The sequence below is a fragment of the Streptomyces odontomachi genome, from assembly GCF_024435355.1.
In the GTDB taxonomy this organism is placed as follows: domain Bacteria; phylum Actinomycetota; class Actinomycetes; order Streptomycetales; family Streptomycetaceae; genus Streptomyces; species Streptomyces odontomachi.
In genome coordinates, this window is record NZ_JAMJWG010000020.1 from 156,075 (window position 1) to 172,046 (window position 15,972).

Here is a 15,972-nt window from a genome sequence, read left to right on the forward strand (position 1 = left end):
TGCTTGCGGTGCGGATCGGGGCCCCCGATCCCCGTCCGTCCCTTCAACGACGGAGACCACCCGCTCGGTTCCGGCCAGGTGGTGGGCCGGCTCAGGCGCGAGCTCCCGGGCCCCCGAGTTCCGCGGCGCGCTCCGTCAGCTCGGTCGCTCCCCGCTCGGTGAGCGAGCCGAAGAGGCGTAGTCGGGAGACGCCGCCGTCCGGATGGATGTCGATGCGGGCCTGGCTGCCGGTGACGGGAGCGGGGAGTACGAAACGGTGCGTGGCGTCGGGTTGCAGCCGGGTGCGCGGCAGCGCCGCCACCCAGGACACGTCGCCCTGCGCGCCGGTTCCCCCGGCGCCGGCGCCGGGCTCGCCGACCGAGACCGAGGCCCAACCGGCCGCGTTCCCCTTGAAGTAGGCGGTGTCGATCTCCACGGCCCGGATCTCGGCGTGCGCGGCGAGCCGGTAGCGGATCCAGTCGTGGCCGCGGTCGCGGCGCCTGCGGGTCTCCCAGCCGTCGTTCATCTGCCGGGAGCGGCCGGCCCGTATGGTGTGGGTGGCGGGCGAGTAGAACAGGTCGGAGGCGTCCTCGACCCGGCCGCCGTGCTCCAGCGCCACCACGTCGAACGTGCCGAGCGCCGCCAGCCACGCCGGGTTCGGCACCACCTCACCGTGCACCCGTAGGCGCGCGACGCCACCGTCGGGGTACTGCATGAGGCGCAGGTGGGTGACGCGGCGCGGCAGGTCGACGGCGAAGCCGTTCGCGGCGTGCCCGCCGACCGGCGTACGCGGCACGAGGGTGTGCCAGCGCACGCCGCCCGCGAGCAGGTCCTCGGGCGACGGGGTGCCCTCGGCGCAGGTGGCCTCGACGGCGACGTCCTGCGGGTGGTTGCCGCGGAAGTGGGCGGTGTCGACGACGACGCCGTGCACCACGCCGGGGGCGCCGAGGCGGATCAGGGCCCAGTCGTGGTCGTCGGGTTCCGGCCAGGGCCGCTCGGCCGAACCGCCGCGGCGCCGGCGCGTCTCCCAGCCGTCCATGATCTTGCCCTTGTGCCCGAAGCGCTCGGGGTCGAAGACGGCGCGATGGGGCAGCAGCAGGTTCTCGCGCGGGGCGAAGAACTCGTCGTTGGCCGCGATGACCGCGGCGCCCAGGGCCCGGTCGGCGAGGTCGGGGTGCACGGTGAAAGGGAACGCGGCGGTGCGGTAGTCCGCGTACGGATCGCCGCCGGGGTACGGGGCCGCGGCGCCGGTGAAGTGGGGGATCGCCGTCACGGTGATCACTGCTCCTGCTCGGGGACGTGCTGCCTGCCGGGGACGGGTACCTGCCCGACGTGTTCCTGTTCCGGGAGACGCGGCCGCTCCGGGCGGTGTCTCCCCTCCGGTGCGGCGAAGCTCTCCCTCGCCAGGAGACGGCCCGTCGGCGGGGCGAAGAAGGGCCCGGCCGTGCCGGGTGCACCAGGCGCGCCGACCGCGCTCGCCGTGCCGCCGGAGCGGGCGTAGACGCAGGTGCCGCGCAGCCAGGCCGAGGTGACGACGCCGCGGAGGGTGCGGCCGGCGTAGGCGGTGATCGGGTTGCGGTGCTGGAGCGCGGTGGGGTCGACGGTGAACGTCGCCTCGGGGGCCAGCACCGCGAAGTCGGCGTCCCGGCCGGGTGCGATGGCGCCCTTGCGGGTCAGCCCGACGAGCCCTGCGGGCCGCTCCGACATCCAGCGCACCACGTCGTCGAGGGTGTGACCGCGCCGTCTCGCCTCGGTCCAGACGGCGGGCAGGCCGAGTTGCAGGGAGGAGATGCCGCCCCAGGCGGTGGCGAAGTCGGGGGTCTTGAGGTCGGCGGTGCACGGCGAGTGGTCGGAGACGACGCAGTCGAGGATGCCGTCGGCCAGCGCGGCCCAGAGCAGCTCGCGGTTGTCCGCCTCGCGGATCGGCGGGCAGCACTTGAACGCGGACGCGCCGTCCGGCACGTCCTCCGCGCTGAGCGTGAGGTAGTGCGGGCAGGTCTCCACGGTGAGCCGGATACCGGCGCGGCGGGCGGCGGCGATCAGCGGCAGCGCCCCCGCCGACGACAGATGCAGGATGTGCACACGGGCGTCCAACGCGCGGGCCGTCTCGACGACCGTCCGGATCGCCGTGTCCTCGCTCGCCGCGGGCCGTGAGCGCAGGAAGTCCGGGTAGCCGGGTCCGGCGTGCCGTGCGGCGTCGGCCAGTTGCCGCGGGTCCTCGGCGTGCACGATCAGCATCCCGCCGAAGCCGCCGGTCTCCGTCATCGCGGCGACCAGCTGTGCCTCGTCGAGCTCGGGGAACTCCTCGACGCCCGAGGGCGACAGGAAGCACTTGAAGCCGAACACCCCGGCGTCGTGCAGCGGCCGCAGCCCGCCGAGGTTCCCGGGCACCACACCGCCCCAGAAGCCGACGTCGACGTGCACCGCGCCGCGGGCCACGGCCTGCTTGGTCCGCAGATGGGGCACGGTCGTGGTGGGCGGCAGCGAGTTGAGCGGCATGTCGACGAGCGTGGTGACGCCGCCGGCCGCAGCCGCGCGGGTGGCCGTGCGGAACCCCTCCCACTCGGTGCGGCCCGGGTCGTTCACGTGGACATGGGTGTCGACGAGGCCGGGGAGCAGGGCGTCGTCGCCGAAGTCCCGCACCCGGGCGCCGGGAGGTGGCACCGCGTCGTGGGCCAGCACGGCGGTGATGCGCCCCTGCGCGACGGCCACGGTGGCGGGGCGGGTTCCCTCGGGGGTGACGACCCGGGTGGAGCGTAGGAGGAGGTCGGCGGCGGTCTGCGGGGGTTCGGGCGATGCGGACGGTTCGGCGATCGACACGCGGATCCTCTCCGTCGGGCGGCTCCGGCTCGTGCCCGCTGCTCCGGCGCTGCACGGCTCGGAGTCCTTGGACTCCGGGAGTCCGGGGACGGCACGGCGGCTCAGGTCCTCGGCTCCGTCCGATGCCGGTCTCCGCCCCGGCTCGCAAGGTTTTCAACGTTCTGTTGAAGTGTTCCCCGCGCCTATTGCCTCGTCAAGCACGCCCTCTGCCCCGCCCTCACCTCAAGCGCGCCCCACCCGCGACCATCCGCCGCCGCGCACCGGGGCGCATGCGGCGCGCGGCATGCGCCCGGCCCTCCACCCGGGTGGTCCTTCCGATCATCGGAATCATGCTTCCGCGACCCGCTCGTACCTGTGTACGTACGATGGGTGCCCTGACCGCAGTGGCCCCGGCGGCGTGGTAGTCCCAAGCAGGCGGCGGACCACTCACCACTCCTCTCCGCACGCCCCGCTGACCGGCCGGAACGCCTCTGGACCGGGCAGCACGCAGACCGCCGCCGGGTAGGCTGATCGCTTACCCACTCGCCCGCACACCCCGTTCGTCGCGGTGCCCGGAGACCTTCCGGCTCACCCGACTCCCGAGTCCCGAAAGGACCTCGCCGTGCCGTCGTCGTCCAGCGCCAGCACCTCCGACGCCGCCAAGTCCCCTGCCGCCTCCGGATCCTCCGGGGGCGTCCAGTCGCTCGAGCGCGCCTTCGACCTGCTGGAACGGATGGCGGACGCGGGTGGCGAGGTCGGCCTGAGCGAGCTGTCCGCCGGCAGTGGGCTGCCGTTGCCCACCATCCACCGGCTGATGCGGACGCTGGTCGCCTGCGGCTATGTGCGCCAGCAGACCAACCGGCGCTACTCGCTCGGCCCCCGCCTCATCCGGCTCGGCGAGTCCGCGTCCCGGCTGCTCGGCACCTGGGCCCGGCCGCACCTCGCCCGCCTGGTGGAGGAGACCGGCGAGACGGCCAACATGGCCCTGCTGGACGGGGACGAAGTGGTGTACGTGGCGCAGGTGCCGTCGAAGCACTCCATGCGCATGTTCACCGAAGTGGGCCGGCGGGTGCTGCCGCACACCACCGGGGTGGGCAAGGCCCTGCTCGCCCCCCTGCCCGCTGAGGAGGTCCGGGCCCTGCTGGCCCGTACGGGCATGCCGGCCGCCACCGACAAGACGATCACCTCCCCCGACGACTTCCTGGGCGCCCTCGAGGATGTCCGCCGCGCCGGCTACGCGGTCGACGACAACGAGCAGGAGATCGGCGTCCGCTGCCTGGCCGTCCGGGTGCCCGACTCCCCCACGGCCGCGGCGATCTCGATTTCGGGTCCCGCAGGGCGGCTCACCGACGCCGCCACGGAGAAGATCGTCCCGGTCCTGAAGGAGGTCGCCAGCGAACTCTCCGGGGCCCTGACGGCCAGTTGAGCCGGAACGAACGACCGCGCACTAATAAGCACGCAAGAATTCAACAGATTCCACAACCGCCGCGAATACCCGCAAGCCCGCCGTCCGTAAATGGACTGCCGTGCAAAAATCGCCTTGGAATTAAAATGAGGAAATGACTCACCGGTAACCTGAGAAGTTAATGGGAGCGATCCCACTTCCCGACTTCCCATTGGCCGCGGACACATCAACGCGGCCGGCCGGTCCCGACCCATCGGGCACCACGGCCATCCGGCGCACCAGGAGCCCACGGCGTCCCGGCACTCCAGGCGAGCGGGCGTCGGCCCCTGCGCATCCCGCCGCGCAGGGGCCGACGCCCTCACTCACCTCTCCCCCCCTCCGGGGCCACTCAGTTGAGCGGCGGCAGCCGCCGATCACCGAAGAGTTCCACTGCCGTCCGCACCTTCGCCAGGCTCGGCGAGAGCGCGCTGACCGAGCCGATGGCCCCGGCGACCAGCAGCAGCGACCGGCGTAGCCGCCGGATCTCCGGCATGTCGTTGAAGGCCATGGCGGCGAGCGCCGCCAGCTCGTCCTCCGCGATCCCCCGGTCGGGGAACTCCGCGGGATGGGCAGCCAGTTCGCGACGCAGACGTGACACGGCGGCTCTTAAATTCGCCACACGCGGGTCTACGCCGCCACTGCCCTTCACTGTTCTGCACTCCACACTCCGCAACACAGCCCCTCCCCCTTACACACCGTTGTGCGCCGCATCGCATTACTGCTGCCCTGCACGCGCACCCCAGGCTGGACCCCTCATGCCCCTCATGAGTGGCCCATTGCCTGGAGGTGCGGGACAGTAAACGCCACGTTGCGGCCGCGCGCCACAGAATGGACGTAATTCGACGCGTGTCCTTGAAACAGGGATGCGATAACGGATAACCGGAAGATCTGATTCAGTACCTCTCCGTAAGCGTCATCGGCGCGCTTTTCCGGGTACGGCATTCATAGGGACCTTCGAGAGCGCACGCTTACCAAGGTCAGCGGCCAGACCAGGGACGAGGAGCGCCGAGACGTCGAAGTCTCCAAAGGCGGAAGAGTTACACAGAACGTGGACGGCATACAGGAGTTCGATGGCGCTCGCGCAAGGCGCATCGGACGTGCCGGTTGACCCGGATACGTCACCTCGGCCGGACCCGGACGAGCGAGCCGGCCGGGTGGGCCTCCCGGGCCAGCGGCGCGGGGCGCACACCGCGAGTGACCAGAGCAGGCGGTTGGCCGCCCGGGCGCGCGTAGGCTCGACGGGGAGCCCTCGCCGGCGGGCAGGCCGGCGTGCGCCGGGCAGGGAGAGGAGCCGCATGACGGGCAAGGCGTCGAACGACCCCGTTACGTCCCCGGCCGGGACCACTCGCGCCGGCGGGAACGAGACCGGCGCAGTCGTGGGGCTGTTGCTCGCCGCGGGCGGCGGACGGCGGCTGGGCGGGCGCCCGAAGGCGCTGCTACGACACCGGGGGCGCCCCCTCGTGGAGCACGCCACGCAGGTGCTGCGCGCCGGCGGCTGCGCCCGGGTGCACGTGGTGCTGGGTGCGGCAGCCGCACGGGTACGCCGGGAAGCCGTTCTGCCGGGCTGCGTTCTGGTCGACAATCCAGCATGGGAGGAAGGCATGGGCTCCTCGCTGCGCGCCGGACTCGCCTCCCTCACCGGCACCCACGTCACCACCGACCACGGAACCACCGACCACGGAACCACCGACCACGGCACCGCCACCGGAGCCGCCCCCACCGGCGAGCCCCCGTCCGGAGCGGGATCGATCGCCGGGTACGCGGACGCGCCGGGCGCCGTCCTCGTCCTCCTCGTCGACCAGCCGGGCATCGGCACCGCGGCGGTGGCGCGGGTACGCGCCGCGTACGACTCGCCCGCCTCGCTGGTGGCCGCCGCGTACGGCGGACGGCGGGGGCATCCCGTGCTGTTCGGCGCGGACCACTGGGCCGGCGTGGCGGCGAGCGCCCGGGGCGACCGGGGAGCGCGGGCCTATCTGGCAGCGCACGCGGATGCACTCACGCTCGTCGAGTGCGCCGACGTGGCCGAGGCGTACGACATCGACACCGTGGCGGACCTCTCCCGGCTGATGCCGGACTGACGGGCACTCAGACGGGCACTCGGACAGGGACGCGACGGTGGCGGCGTACGGCGCGGCACGCGAAGTGGCACCGCGCGCCACGCCTTCCCGGTCCGTAGCGTGGCCGTCACCGTCAGATCGCCTCGACATCTCTCGACGGAAAGAGTCTCAACATCAACAAACGATTGAACTTCCACCATAAGAAAACTAGTATCCACTGATCAGAAGCGTTCGCAGAGCCACCTACGCAGGGGAACACAGCGGCACTCTTCAGGCGCCGGATCGGTGAGCCGGCACTGCCGTCGCGCGGATCAGGCTGCGGCACGCGGTGCCACGCCGTCCGGGGCCCGGCCTTGCCGCTGTGCACCCCGCCGAGTTGGGCAGCCCCGCGCGGGGCCGTCCGTCGAGCCGTGCAGCACACCGCTCGTCGAAGGAAGTGAGAGTTCATGTCCGCATCAGCGCCCGTGGGGGCGACCGTCGTCGACGCGGAGCCGCTGCCCCGCCAGGACGAGGTGCTCAGCCAGGAGGCCCTGGCCTTCCTGGCCGAGCTGCACCGACGCTTCACCCCCCGCCGCGACGAACTGCTGGCCCGCCGCGCCGAGCGGCGCGCGGAGATCGCCCGCACCGCCACGCTCGACTTCCTCCCCGAGACCGCCGCGATCCGCGCCGACGACTCCTGGCGGGTCGCCCCCGCGCCACCCGCGCTGGAGGACCGGCGCGTGGAGATCACCGGTCCCACCGACCGCAAGATGACCATCAACGCGCTCAACTCGGGCGCGCGGATCTGGCTTGCCGACTTCGAGGACGCCCTGGCCCCCACCTGGGAGAACGTGGTCCTGGGCCAGCTCAATCTGACCGACGCCTACGAGCGCCGCATCGACTTCACCGACGAGGCCAGCGGCAAGTCGTACACCCTCAGGGACGCCGACGGGTTGGCCACCGTCGTCGCCCGGCCGCGCGGCTGGCACCTGGACGAGCGGCACCTGGAGGTCGACGGCCGGCCCGTGCCGGGGGCGCTGGTCGACTTCGGCCTGTACTTCTTCCACAACGCCCGGCGGCTGCTGGACCTCGGCAAGGGCCCCTACTTCTACCTGCCGAAGACCGAGTCGCACCTGGAGGCGCGGCTGTGGAACGACGTCTTCGTCTTCGCCCAGGACCAGCTGGGCATCCCGCAGGGCACCATCCGGGCCACCGTCCTCATCGAGACCATCACGGCCGCGTACGAGATGGAGGAGATCCTCTACGAACTGCGCGACCACGCCTCGGGGCTGAACGCCGGGCGTTGGGACTACCTCTTCTCGATCGTGAAGAACTTCCGCGACGGCGGCGCGCGCTTCGTCCTGCCGGACCGCAACGCGGTCACGATGACGGCACCGTTCATGCGCGCCTACACCGAACTGCTGGTGCGCACGTGCCACAAGCGCGGGGCGCACGCCATCGGCGGCATGGCCGCTTTCATCCCGTCCCGGCGCGACCCGGACATCAACAAGGTCGCGTTCGAGAAGGTGCGCGCCGACAAGGACCGCGAGGCGACGGACGGCTTCGACGGCTCCTGGGTGGCCCACCCGGACCTGGTGCCGATCGCCATGGAGTCGTTCGACGCGGTGCTGGGGACGCGTCCGCACCAGAAGGACCGGCTGCGCGAGGACGTCTCGGTCAGCGCGGCCGAGCTGATCGCCGTCGACTCCCTGGACGCCAGGCCGACCTATGGCGGTCTGGTCAACGCCGTGCAGGTCGGCATCCGTTACATCGAGGCCTGGCTGCGCGGCGCGGGCGCGGTCGCCATCTTCAACCTGATGGAGGACGCGGCCACCGCCGAGATCTCCCGGTCGCAGATCTGGCAGTGGATCAACGCGGGGGTCTCCTTCGAGAACGGCGAGCGGGCGACACCGGAGCTGGTGCGCAAGATCGCCGCTGAGGACCTCGCCGCGATCCGCACCGAGGCCGGCGCCGAAGCCTTCGCCGCGGGTCGCTGGGAGCAGGCGCACGACCTGCTGCTGAAGGTGGCCCTGGACGAGGACTACGCGGACTTCCTGACGCTGCCGGCCTACCGGGAGCTGATCGGGAAGGACTGACGCACGCGGACCGCAGCGGCCGGCGACTCCCGTCGGCCGCGCGGGGGCGGACCGGCTCCGGTCAGTCGACGGGCCGGGCGGCCGGGCGGCTTTCGGTGTGTTCGACGTCGGCGGGCACCCGCGCCGCCGGCCGCCACCCGCCCCCGCCAGGGTCACCGGGTCTGCGGGCGGCCGTGCAGGTCGGGCACGTGTTTGAGCCAGCCGGGGCGGGCCGCCTCGGTGGCGGCGACACGTCGGGCGGTCTCGGCGGCGAGTTGCTCACGACCGTGGAACCCGGTCGGCAACCAGGTCGCCGAGGCCCTCGCTCGGGCGGCGAGATGGCCGACATAGGCCGCGCGCACGGCGTCCGGGCCGGTGAAGCCGGGCTCACCCGCCAGCCACTCGTCCGGTACCCGGGCGACGATCTCGCGCAGCAACGGCTCCGTGACGCGGGGCGCCAGCTCCGCGTCGGCTGCGACGGTGTCCGGGTGGTACCCGCCGAGTGCGTGCGCACGGAAGTCGTACACCTTGCCGACGGCGTTCGCGGCGGTGTCCCACCGGTGGTGGAAGACGAGTGCGGCACCGTGGTCGATCAGCCACAGCCGCGGCTCGGCGGGACCCGCACCCGGCCAGACCATCAGGTTCGGGCTGTGCACCGTGCGGTCGACGTTGGCGGTGAGCGCGTCCAGCCAGACGATCCGGCCCGCCTCCAGAGGCCCGACGGCGACCGCGTCCCGGTCGGCGGCGCTGAAGTCCACGGCGCCCGGCAGCAGGTCCATGCCGAGGTTCAGCCCGGCACTGGCCCGGAGCAGGTCCTGCACCTCCTGGTGCGGCTCGTGCGCGGCCACCGCCGGGTCGAACACCACCCGCACCAGTTCGGGCACCCGAAGCCCGAGCCGCCGTCCCAGCTCCCCCACGATCACCTCGGCCACCAGCGCCTTGCGCCCCTGCGCGGAACCGGTGAACTTCGCCACGTACGTTCCCAGGTCATCGGCCTCGACGACGCCCGGTACGGAGCCGCCGGCGTGCAGGGGTTCGACATAACGGGTCGCGGTGACCTCCCGCAGTTCTGCCCCGGACTTCACAGCTCTTCCGCCTTACGCTCCACGCCCGACCTCGATCGGCTGCCACTCGGCACGGACGGCGAGGTGACGTGGCCGTGGCCCGCTCCCTCCCGCACCGCTATGCACTCGCCCCGATTCTCTCCCGGACGGCCTCCGGCAGCGGATACGCGCGCTCCACGGGCAGCGCCGGCAGGACGGCGGCGGCGTCCCGGGTGCCCCCGGCGTCCTCGATGCCCGCGATGCCCGCGATGCCCTCCGGGGTCGGCGCCCGGGCTGCCCGCAGACCGTGGTGGATCGCGTGCACCGTGTCGGTGATGTCGCTGATCCCCACCACCCACTCGCCCACGTACCGCCGCACCGCCTCGCCGGCGAGCCCGACCTGGATCGCCCGACGCGGCAGCGGCGCCAGGGAAGGCGAGCGGTCGGGGTCCCACTGGATCCGTACGGGGCTCTGGGCGACCTGCTGCCGCCAGGAGTCGCGGCTGGCGTGCACGCCGGCGTCGTAGTGGCTCAACGCGGCGTGCGCCAGCGCCCACTCGAACCCGTCACGCCGGACCTCGATGGCGAGCACCCGCTCCTGGCCGGCCTTCCGGGCCCACCCCGACCGGTACATCATCCACAGGAACGAGGGCTTGATCCACGTCATCCGTTCCTGCTTGAAGGGCGCCACGAACGTCCCCGCCCGCACCGCGGGCTCCGCGATCTCCCGGGGATACGCCTGGTACACCGTGAGGGTCGCCGCGGTGTACCCGGCCCGCACGGTCCGCGCTCCCATGACCTGGCTGTCGTCGCTCATCATCACCATCCGGCCGCCATCGTCACCCATGGTCGACGTTGCGGCCACGGGTTTTCGCGGCGCGACGGCGTCGCGCGGCGGGCGCGGGACGCCGTACAACCATCCGGCACGTCGTCCGTCCGCCGCCGAAGCCGGAGCGCCAGCCGAACCCCACCGCGGCGGCCCCGAGAGCTGACGGAGCATCATGCACGGTTTGAGCGCGGGCCCTTGGGCTCAATAGGATCCGGCGATGATCACAAGACAACGGCTGGCGGCGGTGCTCTGCGCACTGTCCGCCGCCCTGACCCTCGCTCTCCCCGCGGCCGGGCCCGCCCTGGCCGCGGACGGTGCGGACGGCACCGGGGACCAGGCGCAGCAGGACGCCCCGAAGGTGGACCTGGTGCTGGACGTCAGCGGATCCATGCGGACCCGTGACATCGACGGCGGTACCCGGATGGCCGCGGCGAAGCAGGCGTTCAACGAGGTGCTGGACGCCACGCCCAAGGAAGTGCAGCTGGGCATCCGCACGCTCGGTGCGAACTACCCGGGCGACGACCGCAAGGTGGGCTGCAAGGACACCGCGCAGCTGTACCCGGTCGGGCCGCTCGACCGCACCGAGGCCAAGACCGCCGTGGCGACCCTCGCGCCCACCGGTTGGACGCCGATCGGGCCGGCCCTTCAGAAGGCGGCCGGCGACCTGGAAGGCGGCGAAGGGTCGCGCCGTATCGTCCTCATCAGCGACGGCGAGGACACCTGCCAGCCGCTCGACCCGTGCGAGGTGGCCCGGGACATCGCGGCCAAGGGCATCCACCTGACCATCGACACGCTGGGCCTGGTGCCGGACGCCAAGACGCGTGACCAGTTGCTCTGCATCGCGGAGGCCACCGGCGGCACCTACACGTCCGTCCAGCACACCGACCAGCTCACCGACCGGGTGGGCCAGCTGGTGGACCGCACCGCCGACCCGGTGGTGACCCCCGTCGCCGTCCAGGGCGCGGCAGGGTGCACCGACGCGCCGAAGCTGAAGCCGGGGCTCTACAACGACCGGGAGAAGTTCGGCGAGCACCGCTGGTACCAGGTGGACGTTGCCGCCGGGCAGGAGCTGCGGGCGTCGGTGAGCGTCGCGGCCGACCGCGAGGTCAACCGGGACTACGGCGTGCTGCTGCGGGCGGTCACCCGGCACGGTCGGGAGATCGTGCGCGGTTCGGAGGCGGGAGACGGCCGGACGGACGTGATCTCCACCGGGCTGCGCTATCCGAGGCCGGAGCAGGACGACGATGACGACGCGGCGGACACGCCGGAGACGGTGTGCCTCCAGGTCAGCAACTCCTACGCCGCCGCCCCGTCGGTGAAGACCACCCCGGGTCTGCCCGTGGAGCTGACCGTCGATGTCGTGGACGGCCCGGACACCCCCGGCGACGTGGCCGCCTTCGGCCTCGGCCGTGGCTGGTGGCTGCTCGGTGCGCTGGTGCTCACCGGGTTCGTGGGAGGCCTGCTGTGGGGCTGGATCTCACGGTGGCGGGTTGCGATCTGGAGGGCCAACTGATGCGTAGGGTACGGCTGATACGCCAGGTACGAGTCGTGGGCCAGGCAGGAGCGGTGGGCCAGGCACCGGTGGTGGGCAGGCGGCGGCTGATACGCGGGGTGCGGCTGGCCCGTGGGGCGCGCACCCTGGCCGGTGCGCTGCTGGCGTGCGCTGCACTGCTCGGGCCTGCCGCGCTGCCCGCACTCGCGGACACCACGGCCAGCCCGTCGGACGGTTCCGACGCCACGAGTGCCGCGTCCGACGACGCGGGGCCCACCGAGGCGGGCACGTCCTTCCGTACGGCGGCCGCCATGCAGCTGGACCAGCAGGCCACCGCGAGCGCGTCCACCGGCGACTACCTGTACTGGTCGTTCCCGGCGGACTCCGGGCAGCGGCCCACCGTGCAGGCGACGGTGCAGCTGCCGACCTCGCCCGCCCTGCACGCCGCCTCGACCTGGCAGATCGACGTGTACGACGGGCTGCGGCGCCGGCAGGCCTGCATGTACGGCACGCAGGCACGGACCGCCGCCACGGGCACCGCATCGGTGCGGCTGGCCTGCACGCTGCGTCCGGTACGGGCCTGGGCGGAGCCGTGGGCCAACGATCCGCTGCCGGGCACGTACTACATCCGGCTGACCGCGGTGGACCTCGGCAGCGCCGATGTGGGGCTGCCCTTCCGGGCGTCGGTGAAGGCCGCGTCGCACGATGCGGGCGGGGCGTACGCGGTGGGCGGGTCGCTCAGCGAGCCGCTGGTGCCGGGCATCTCGATGGCGGCGGCCGCCGGATCGGACTCCGATTCCGACTCCGGTACCGGTGACCGGGCGAGCCTGGCCGAGGGCGAGCCCGACGGCGGCTGGGCCTCCGGTTGGGCGACCGACCGGTGGATCTGGACCGGTGTGGGAGGTGTGCTGGCCGCGCTCGCGGGCGTCGGCGGGTACGTCCTGACCCGCGGACGCGGACCGCGGTACGGGCCGCCGCCCCAGGGCTGAACGAGGACCGACCGAAAACCGGCCGCCGCCTTCGCGGACGCGGGGCGGCCGGTCGGCTGTCGCGGTGCCCCGCGCGGCGAGTGAGCCGAAGGGCGCGCCGGTGTCCAGACCCGGACCGCGCGCAGGCCCGACGAAGGAGGGCTGAGCACGGTGGGGGTCCCGACACCGGCTTTGCCGCCCGGAGGCGAACCGAGCCTCAGAAAGGGGCTCGTCATGCGTCGCCGCGGATCGCCTTCGCCAGCGGGCCGTCCCCCGCCACCCGGAGCCGGCCGTCGCGCACCGCGTCCCGCACCGTCAGGTCTCCGGTGACCAGCGCCGTGCAGGTCTCGGCGGCCAGCAGCAGGCGGGCGTCGGGGGCGCCCGGAGCGGGACCGTCGCCGTAGACCGGGTCGGCGTCGGCTGCCGCGTCATCGTCCGGGTCCGGCAGGTCCGCGCCGAGCCGGACGTGGAACACGCCCTCGTCCAGCTGGACTTCGGCCACTCCGCCGCCGCCCAGCTCCTGGAGGCGGGCGCGCAGCGGCAGGGCGAACCAGTGGGCGCGCACCGCGTCGGTGGGGCGCCGCTCGCCCAGGTCGCCGGCGCCCCAGGCGTGCAGTGCCTGGAGGACCGGCAGCAGCCCGCGGCCGCGCGGGGTGAGCTGGTAGACGAAGGCGGAGGCCGGTGGGGGCAGCCGGCGGCGGGTGGCGATGCCGCCCTGCTCCATGTCCCTCAGCCGGGAGGCGAGCACGTCGGTGCTGACGCCGGGCAGGTCCGCGTGCAGATCGGTGTAGCGCCGCGGCCCGGCGAGGAGTTCACGGACGATCAGCAGGGTCCAGCGGTCGCCGACGGCGTCCAGGGCGCGGGCGGCGCCGCAGTAGTGGTCGTAGCTGCGGCGGGCCGGCGGGTTCGACCGGGGGGACGGCGCCGAGCGGCGCGCGGGTTCCGGCTGGGATGACTGGCGTGGCATGCGTCGCAGTCTAGACATATTGTTGGACTTTCCAAGCGAGTACTTGGTAAAACCAAGTTGGACGCGAGGTCTCCTGGTGAACGCAGGGCCGCGTGCCGCAGTCGCGCACCATCCGTGCGTGCCACGCAGGCACTTCGGTGCCGCCGCAAGAGGTCTGGAGACGGTCGCATGGAGTTCCGGCAGTCGAGCAAGCTCACCGACGTCTGCTACGAGATCCGGGGCCCGGTCATCGAGCACGCCGACGCCCTGGAGAAGGCGGGACACAGCGTGCTGCGCCTGAACACCGGCAACCCCGCCCTCTTCGGGTTCGAGGCGCCCGAGGAGATCGTCCAGGACATGATCCGGATGCTGCCCGCGGCGCACGGCTACACCGACTCGCGCGGCATCCTCTCGGCCCGCCGCGCCGTCGCCCAGCGCTACCAGAACCTGGGCCTGGACGTGGACGTGCACGACGTCTTCCTGGGCAACGGCGTCTCCGAGCTGGTCAACATGGCGGTCACGGCACTGCTGGAGGACGGCGACGAGGTCCTCGTGCCGGCGCCCGACTACCCCCTGTGGACGGCGGTCACCACCCTGGCCGGCGGTCGGGCGGTGCACTACCTCTGCGACGAGCAGGCCGACTGGAACCCCGACCTCGCCGACCTGGAGTCGAAGATCACCGACCGCACCAAGGCCGTCGTGATCATCAACCCGAACAACCCGACCGGCGCCGTCTACCCCAAGGACGTCCTCGAAGGCATCCTCGACCTGGCGCGCCGCCACGGGCTCATGGTCTTCGCGGACGAGATCTACGACCAGATCGTCTACGACGACGCGGTGCACCACTCTGTCGCCGCGCTCGCCCCCGACCTGGTCGTGCTGACCTTCTGCGGGCTGTCCAAGACCTACCGGGTGGCCGGCTTCCGATCCGGCTGGCTGGTCGTCACCGGGCCCCGGCAGCACGCCCGGAACTACCTCGAGGGCCTGACCATGCTGGCCTCCATGCGGCTCTGCCCCAACGCCCCGGCCCAGTACGCCATCCAGGCCGCGCTCGGTGGCCGGCAGTCCATCCAGGAGCTGACCACACCGGGCGGCAGGCTGTACGAGCAGCGGGACCGCGCCTGGCGGAAGCTCAACGAGATCCCGGGCGTCAGCTGCGTCAAGCCCCGCGGCGCGCTGTACGCCTTCCCCCGGCTCGACCCGCAGGTGTACCCCATCCACGACGACGAGCAGTTCGTGCTCGACCTGCTGCTGCGCGAGAAGATCCAGGTCGTCCAGGGCACCGGCTTCAACTGGCCGAGCCCCGACCACTTCCGCATCCTGACCCTGCCGCACGCCGACGACCTGGACGCCGCCATCAGCCGCATCGGGCGGTTCCTGGCGGGCTACCGGCAAGAGGCGCCCGCCCGGGAGCGCTGAGCCAGCGGCGCCCGGGTCGCTCGGCGACGCGCGGGGTGCCCGGGGTGGGAACCGAGGGTTCAGCGCGGGGCGAGTGATAGTGGTGCACATGCTGCTCGTAGCAAGGGACCACGCCGTCCCGATACAGGTCCCGGGCCGTGGCGCCCTCCGCCCGGTGGGAGGCGTCCGCCGGCACGGCATCGACGCAGGAGACGGCAGGGCGGGCACGGTCGGGTGCCGGCCCGGCGGACGACCACGCCACGGGGCGGACACGGGGGTGGGTGACGGGCGTGGGTGATCTGCTGCTGGTGCGGCACGGTGAGACCGAGTGGTCCCGTTCCGGACGGCACACCAGCTTCACCGACCTGCCGCTCACCGACCGCGGAAGGGAACACGCCCGTGCGCTCGCCCCGCTGATCGCCGGCCAGCACATCACCGCCGCCTTCACCAGCCCGCTGCGGCGGGCGCGCGAGACGGCGGAACTGATCGGGCACGACGACGCACGGGTCGATCCCGATCTGTGCGAGTGGGACTACGGCGGCTACGAGGGCATCACCACCGCCGACATCCAGCGCACCCGGCCGGACTGGTTCCTCTTCACGGACGGCGTCGCACCGGGGCCGCCCGAACACCCCGGGGAGCGCCCCGAGGAGGTCGGGGCGCGGGCCGACCGCATGCTGGCCAAGGCGGACGCGGCACTCGCCTCGGCGACGGACGGCGGCGGCGTCCTCCTGGTCGCCCACGGACACTTCCTGCGGGTGCTCACGGCCCGCCGTCTCGGGCTGCCACCGTCCGGCGGAGCGCTGTTCCAGATGGCGACGGGGACACTCGCACGGCTCGGCACGGAGCACGGGCGGCCGGTGCTCTCCGGATGGAATGTCACACCCCGGTCGTAGGCTCGCCGGTGTACGCAGGTCCAGGGGGCCAGGGGGAAGCGGGAGACGGCTGCGAGGTGGGGGCGGC

13 protein-coding genes are annotated in these 15,972 nt (G+C 72.9%); 7 read left to right on the forward strand and 6 right to left on the reverse strand.

Features of this window, described 5'->3' with window-relative positions; all coding sequences use genetic code 11:
* Window positions 1-91: 91 nt before the first annotated feature.
* Entirely contained in the window at window positions 92-1,252 is a 1,161-nt protein-coding gene (gene alc, locus NQO67_RS33050; RefSeq protein WP_255954048.1) for an allantoicase, read from the reverse strand.
* 5 nt (window positions 1,253-1,257) lie between these two features.
* The gene (gene allB, locus NQO67_RS33055; protein WP_255954049.1) at window positions 1,258-2,799 is read right to left on the reverse strand and encodes an allantoinase AllB; all 1,542 of its coding nucleotides are present in this window, start codon (window positions 2,797-2,799) and stop codon (window positions 1,258-1,260) included.
* Between the two features lie 601 nt (window positions 2,800-3,400).
* Here allB and NQO67_RS33060 point away from each other — a divergent pair.
* A complete protein-coding gene (locus tag NQO67_RS33060; RefSeq protein WP_255954050.1) occupies window positions 3,401-4,204 on the forward strand; it encodes an IclR family transcriptional regulator in 804 nt (267 codons plus the stop codon).
* Between the two features lie 367 nt (window positions 4,205-4,571).
* On the opposite strand, the gene NQO67_RS33065 is transcribed toward NQO67_RS33060, so the two are convergent.
* Complete coding sequence (locus tag NQO67_RS33065) at window positions 4,572-4,898, reverse strand: DUF5955 family protein (RefSeq protein ID WP_255954051.1); 327 nt, start codon at window positions 4,896-4,898, stop codon at window positions 4,572-4,574.
* Window positions 4,899-5,517: 619 nt separating this feature from the next.
* Between NQO67_RS33065 and NQO67_RS33070 the strand changes: the two genes are divergently transcribed.
* Complete coding sequence (locus NQO67_RS33070; protein WP_255954052.1) at window positions 5,518-6,300, forward strand: nucleotidyltransferase family protein; 783 nt, start codon at window positions 5,518-5,520, stop codon at window positions 6,298-6,300.
* Window positions 6,301-6,725: 425 nt separating this feature from the next.
* Window positions 6,726-8,354, forward strand: a complete 1,629-nt coding sequence (gene aceB, locus NQO67_RS33075; protein ID WP_255954053.1) for a malate synthase A — start codon at window positions 6,726-6,728, stop codon at window positions 8,352-8,354.
* A 152-nt stretch (window positions 8,355-8,506) separates the two neighbouring features.
* On the opposite strand, the gene NQO67_RS33080 is transcribed toward aceB, so the two are convergent.
* Together NQO67_RS33080 and NQO67_RS33085 are read right to left on the reverse strand one after the other, a co-directional pair.
* The gene (locus NQO67_RS33080) at window positions 8,507-9,418 is read right to left on the reverse strand and encodes a HipA family kinase (protein WP_255954054.1); all 912 of its coding nucleotides are present in this window, start codon (window positions 9,416-9,418) and stop codon (window positions 8,507-8,509) included.
* Between the two features lie 97 nt (window positions 9,419-9,515).
* Window positions 9,516-10,223, reverse strand: a complete 708-nt coding sequence (locus NQO67_RS33085; protein ID WP_255954055.1) for a DUF4291 domain-containing protein — start codon at window positions 10,221-10,223, stop codon at window positions 9,516-9,518.
* A 199-nt stretch (window positions 10,224-10,422) separates the two neighbouring features.
* Here NQO67_RS33085 and NQO67_RS33090 point away from each other — a divergent pair, with 199 nt between their 5' ends.
* Both NQO67_RS33090 and NQO67_RS33095 read left to right on the forward strand, forming a co-directional pair.
* Window positions 10,423-11,718, forward strand: coding sequence for a VWA domain-containing protein (locus tag NQO67_RS33090; protein ID WP_255954056.1), 1,296 nt, complete (start codon window positions 10,423-10,425; stop codon window positions 11,716-11,718).
* Window positions 11,718-12,686: a hypothetical protein gene (locus tag NQO67_RS33095; protein WP_255954057.1), complete on the forward strand. Its 969-nt coding sequence runs from the start codon at window positions 11,718-11,720 to the stop codon at window positions 12,684-12,686. The genes NQO67_RS33090 and NQO67_RS33095 overlap by 1 nt, the downstream gene beginning before the upstream one ends.
* Before the next feature lie 211 nt (window positions 12,687-12,897).
* Here NQO67_RS33095 and NQO67_RS33100 read toward each other — a convergent pair whose 3' ends face one another.
* Window positions 12,898-13,650, reverse strand: a complete 753-nt coding sequence (locus NQO67_RS33100) for a winged helix-turn-helix transcriptional regulator (RefSeq protein ID WP_374119218.1) — start codon at window positions 13,648-13,650, stop codon at window positions 12,898-12,900.
* 150 nt (window positions 13,651-13,800) lie between these two features.
* On the opposite strand from NQO67_RS33100, the gene NQO67_RS33105 reads away from it, so the two are divergent.
* Window positions 13,801-15,030, forward strand: coding sequence for a pyridoxal phosphate-dependent aminotransferase (locus NQO67_RS33105; RefSeq protein WP_255954059.1), 1,230 nt, complete (start codon window positions 13,801-13,803; stop codon window positions 15,028-15,030).
* Window positions 15,031-15,299: 269 nt separating this feature from the next.
* Entirely contained in the window at window positions 15,300-15,905 is a 606-nt protein-coding gene (locus NQO67_RS33110) for a histidine phosphatase family protein (RefSeq protein WP_255954060.1), read from the forward strand.
* Window positions 15,906-15,972 lie beyond the last annotated feature (67 nt).

Excerpts from the sequence above, each read along its gene's own strand:
- NQO67_RS33085 (WP_255954055.1), bottom strand. The coding sequence starts at position 10,223 with ATGGGTGACGATGGCGGCCGGATGGTGATGATGAGCGACGACAGCCAG.
- NQO67_RS33090 (WP_255954056.1), top strand. The coding sequence starts at position 10,423 with ATGATCACAAGACAACGGCTGGCGGCGGTGCTCTGCGCACTGTCCGCC.
- NQO67_RS33105 (WP_255954059.1), top strand. The coding sequence starts at position 13,801 with ATGGAGTTCCGGCAGTCGAGCAAGCTCACCGACGTCTGCTACGAGATC.
- NQO67_RS33100 (WP_374119218.1), bottom strand. The coding sequence starts at position 13,650 with ATGTCTAGACTGCGACGCATGCCACGCCAGTCATCCCAGCCGGAACCC.
- aceB (WP_255954053.1), top strand. The coding sequence starts at position 6,726 with ATGTCCGCATCAGCGCCCGTGGGGGCGACCGTCGTCGACGCGGAGCCG.
- NQO67_RS33095 (WP_255954057.1), top strand. The coding sequence starts at position 11,718 with ATGCGTAGGGTACGGCTGATACGCCAGGTACGAGTCGTGGGCCAGGCA.
- NQO67_RS33070 (WP_255954052.1), top strand. The coding sequence starts at position 5,518 with ATGACGGGCAAGGCGTCGAACGACCCCGTTACGTCCCCGGCCGGGACC.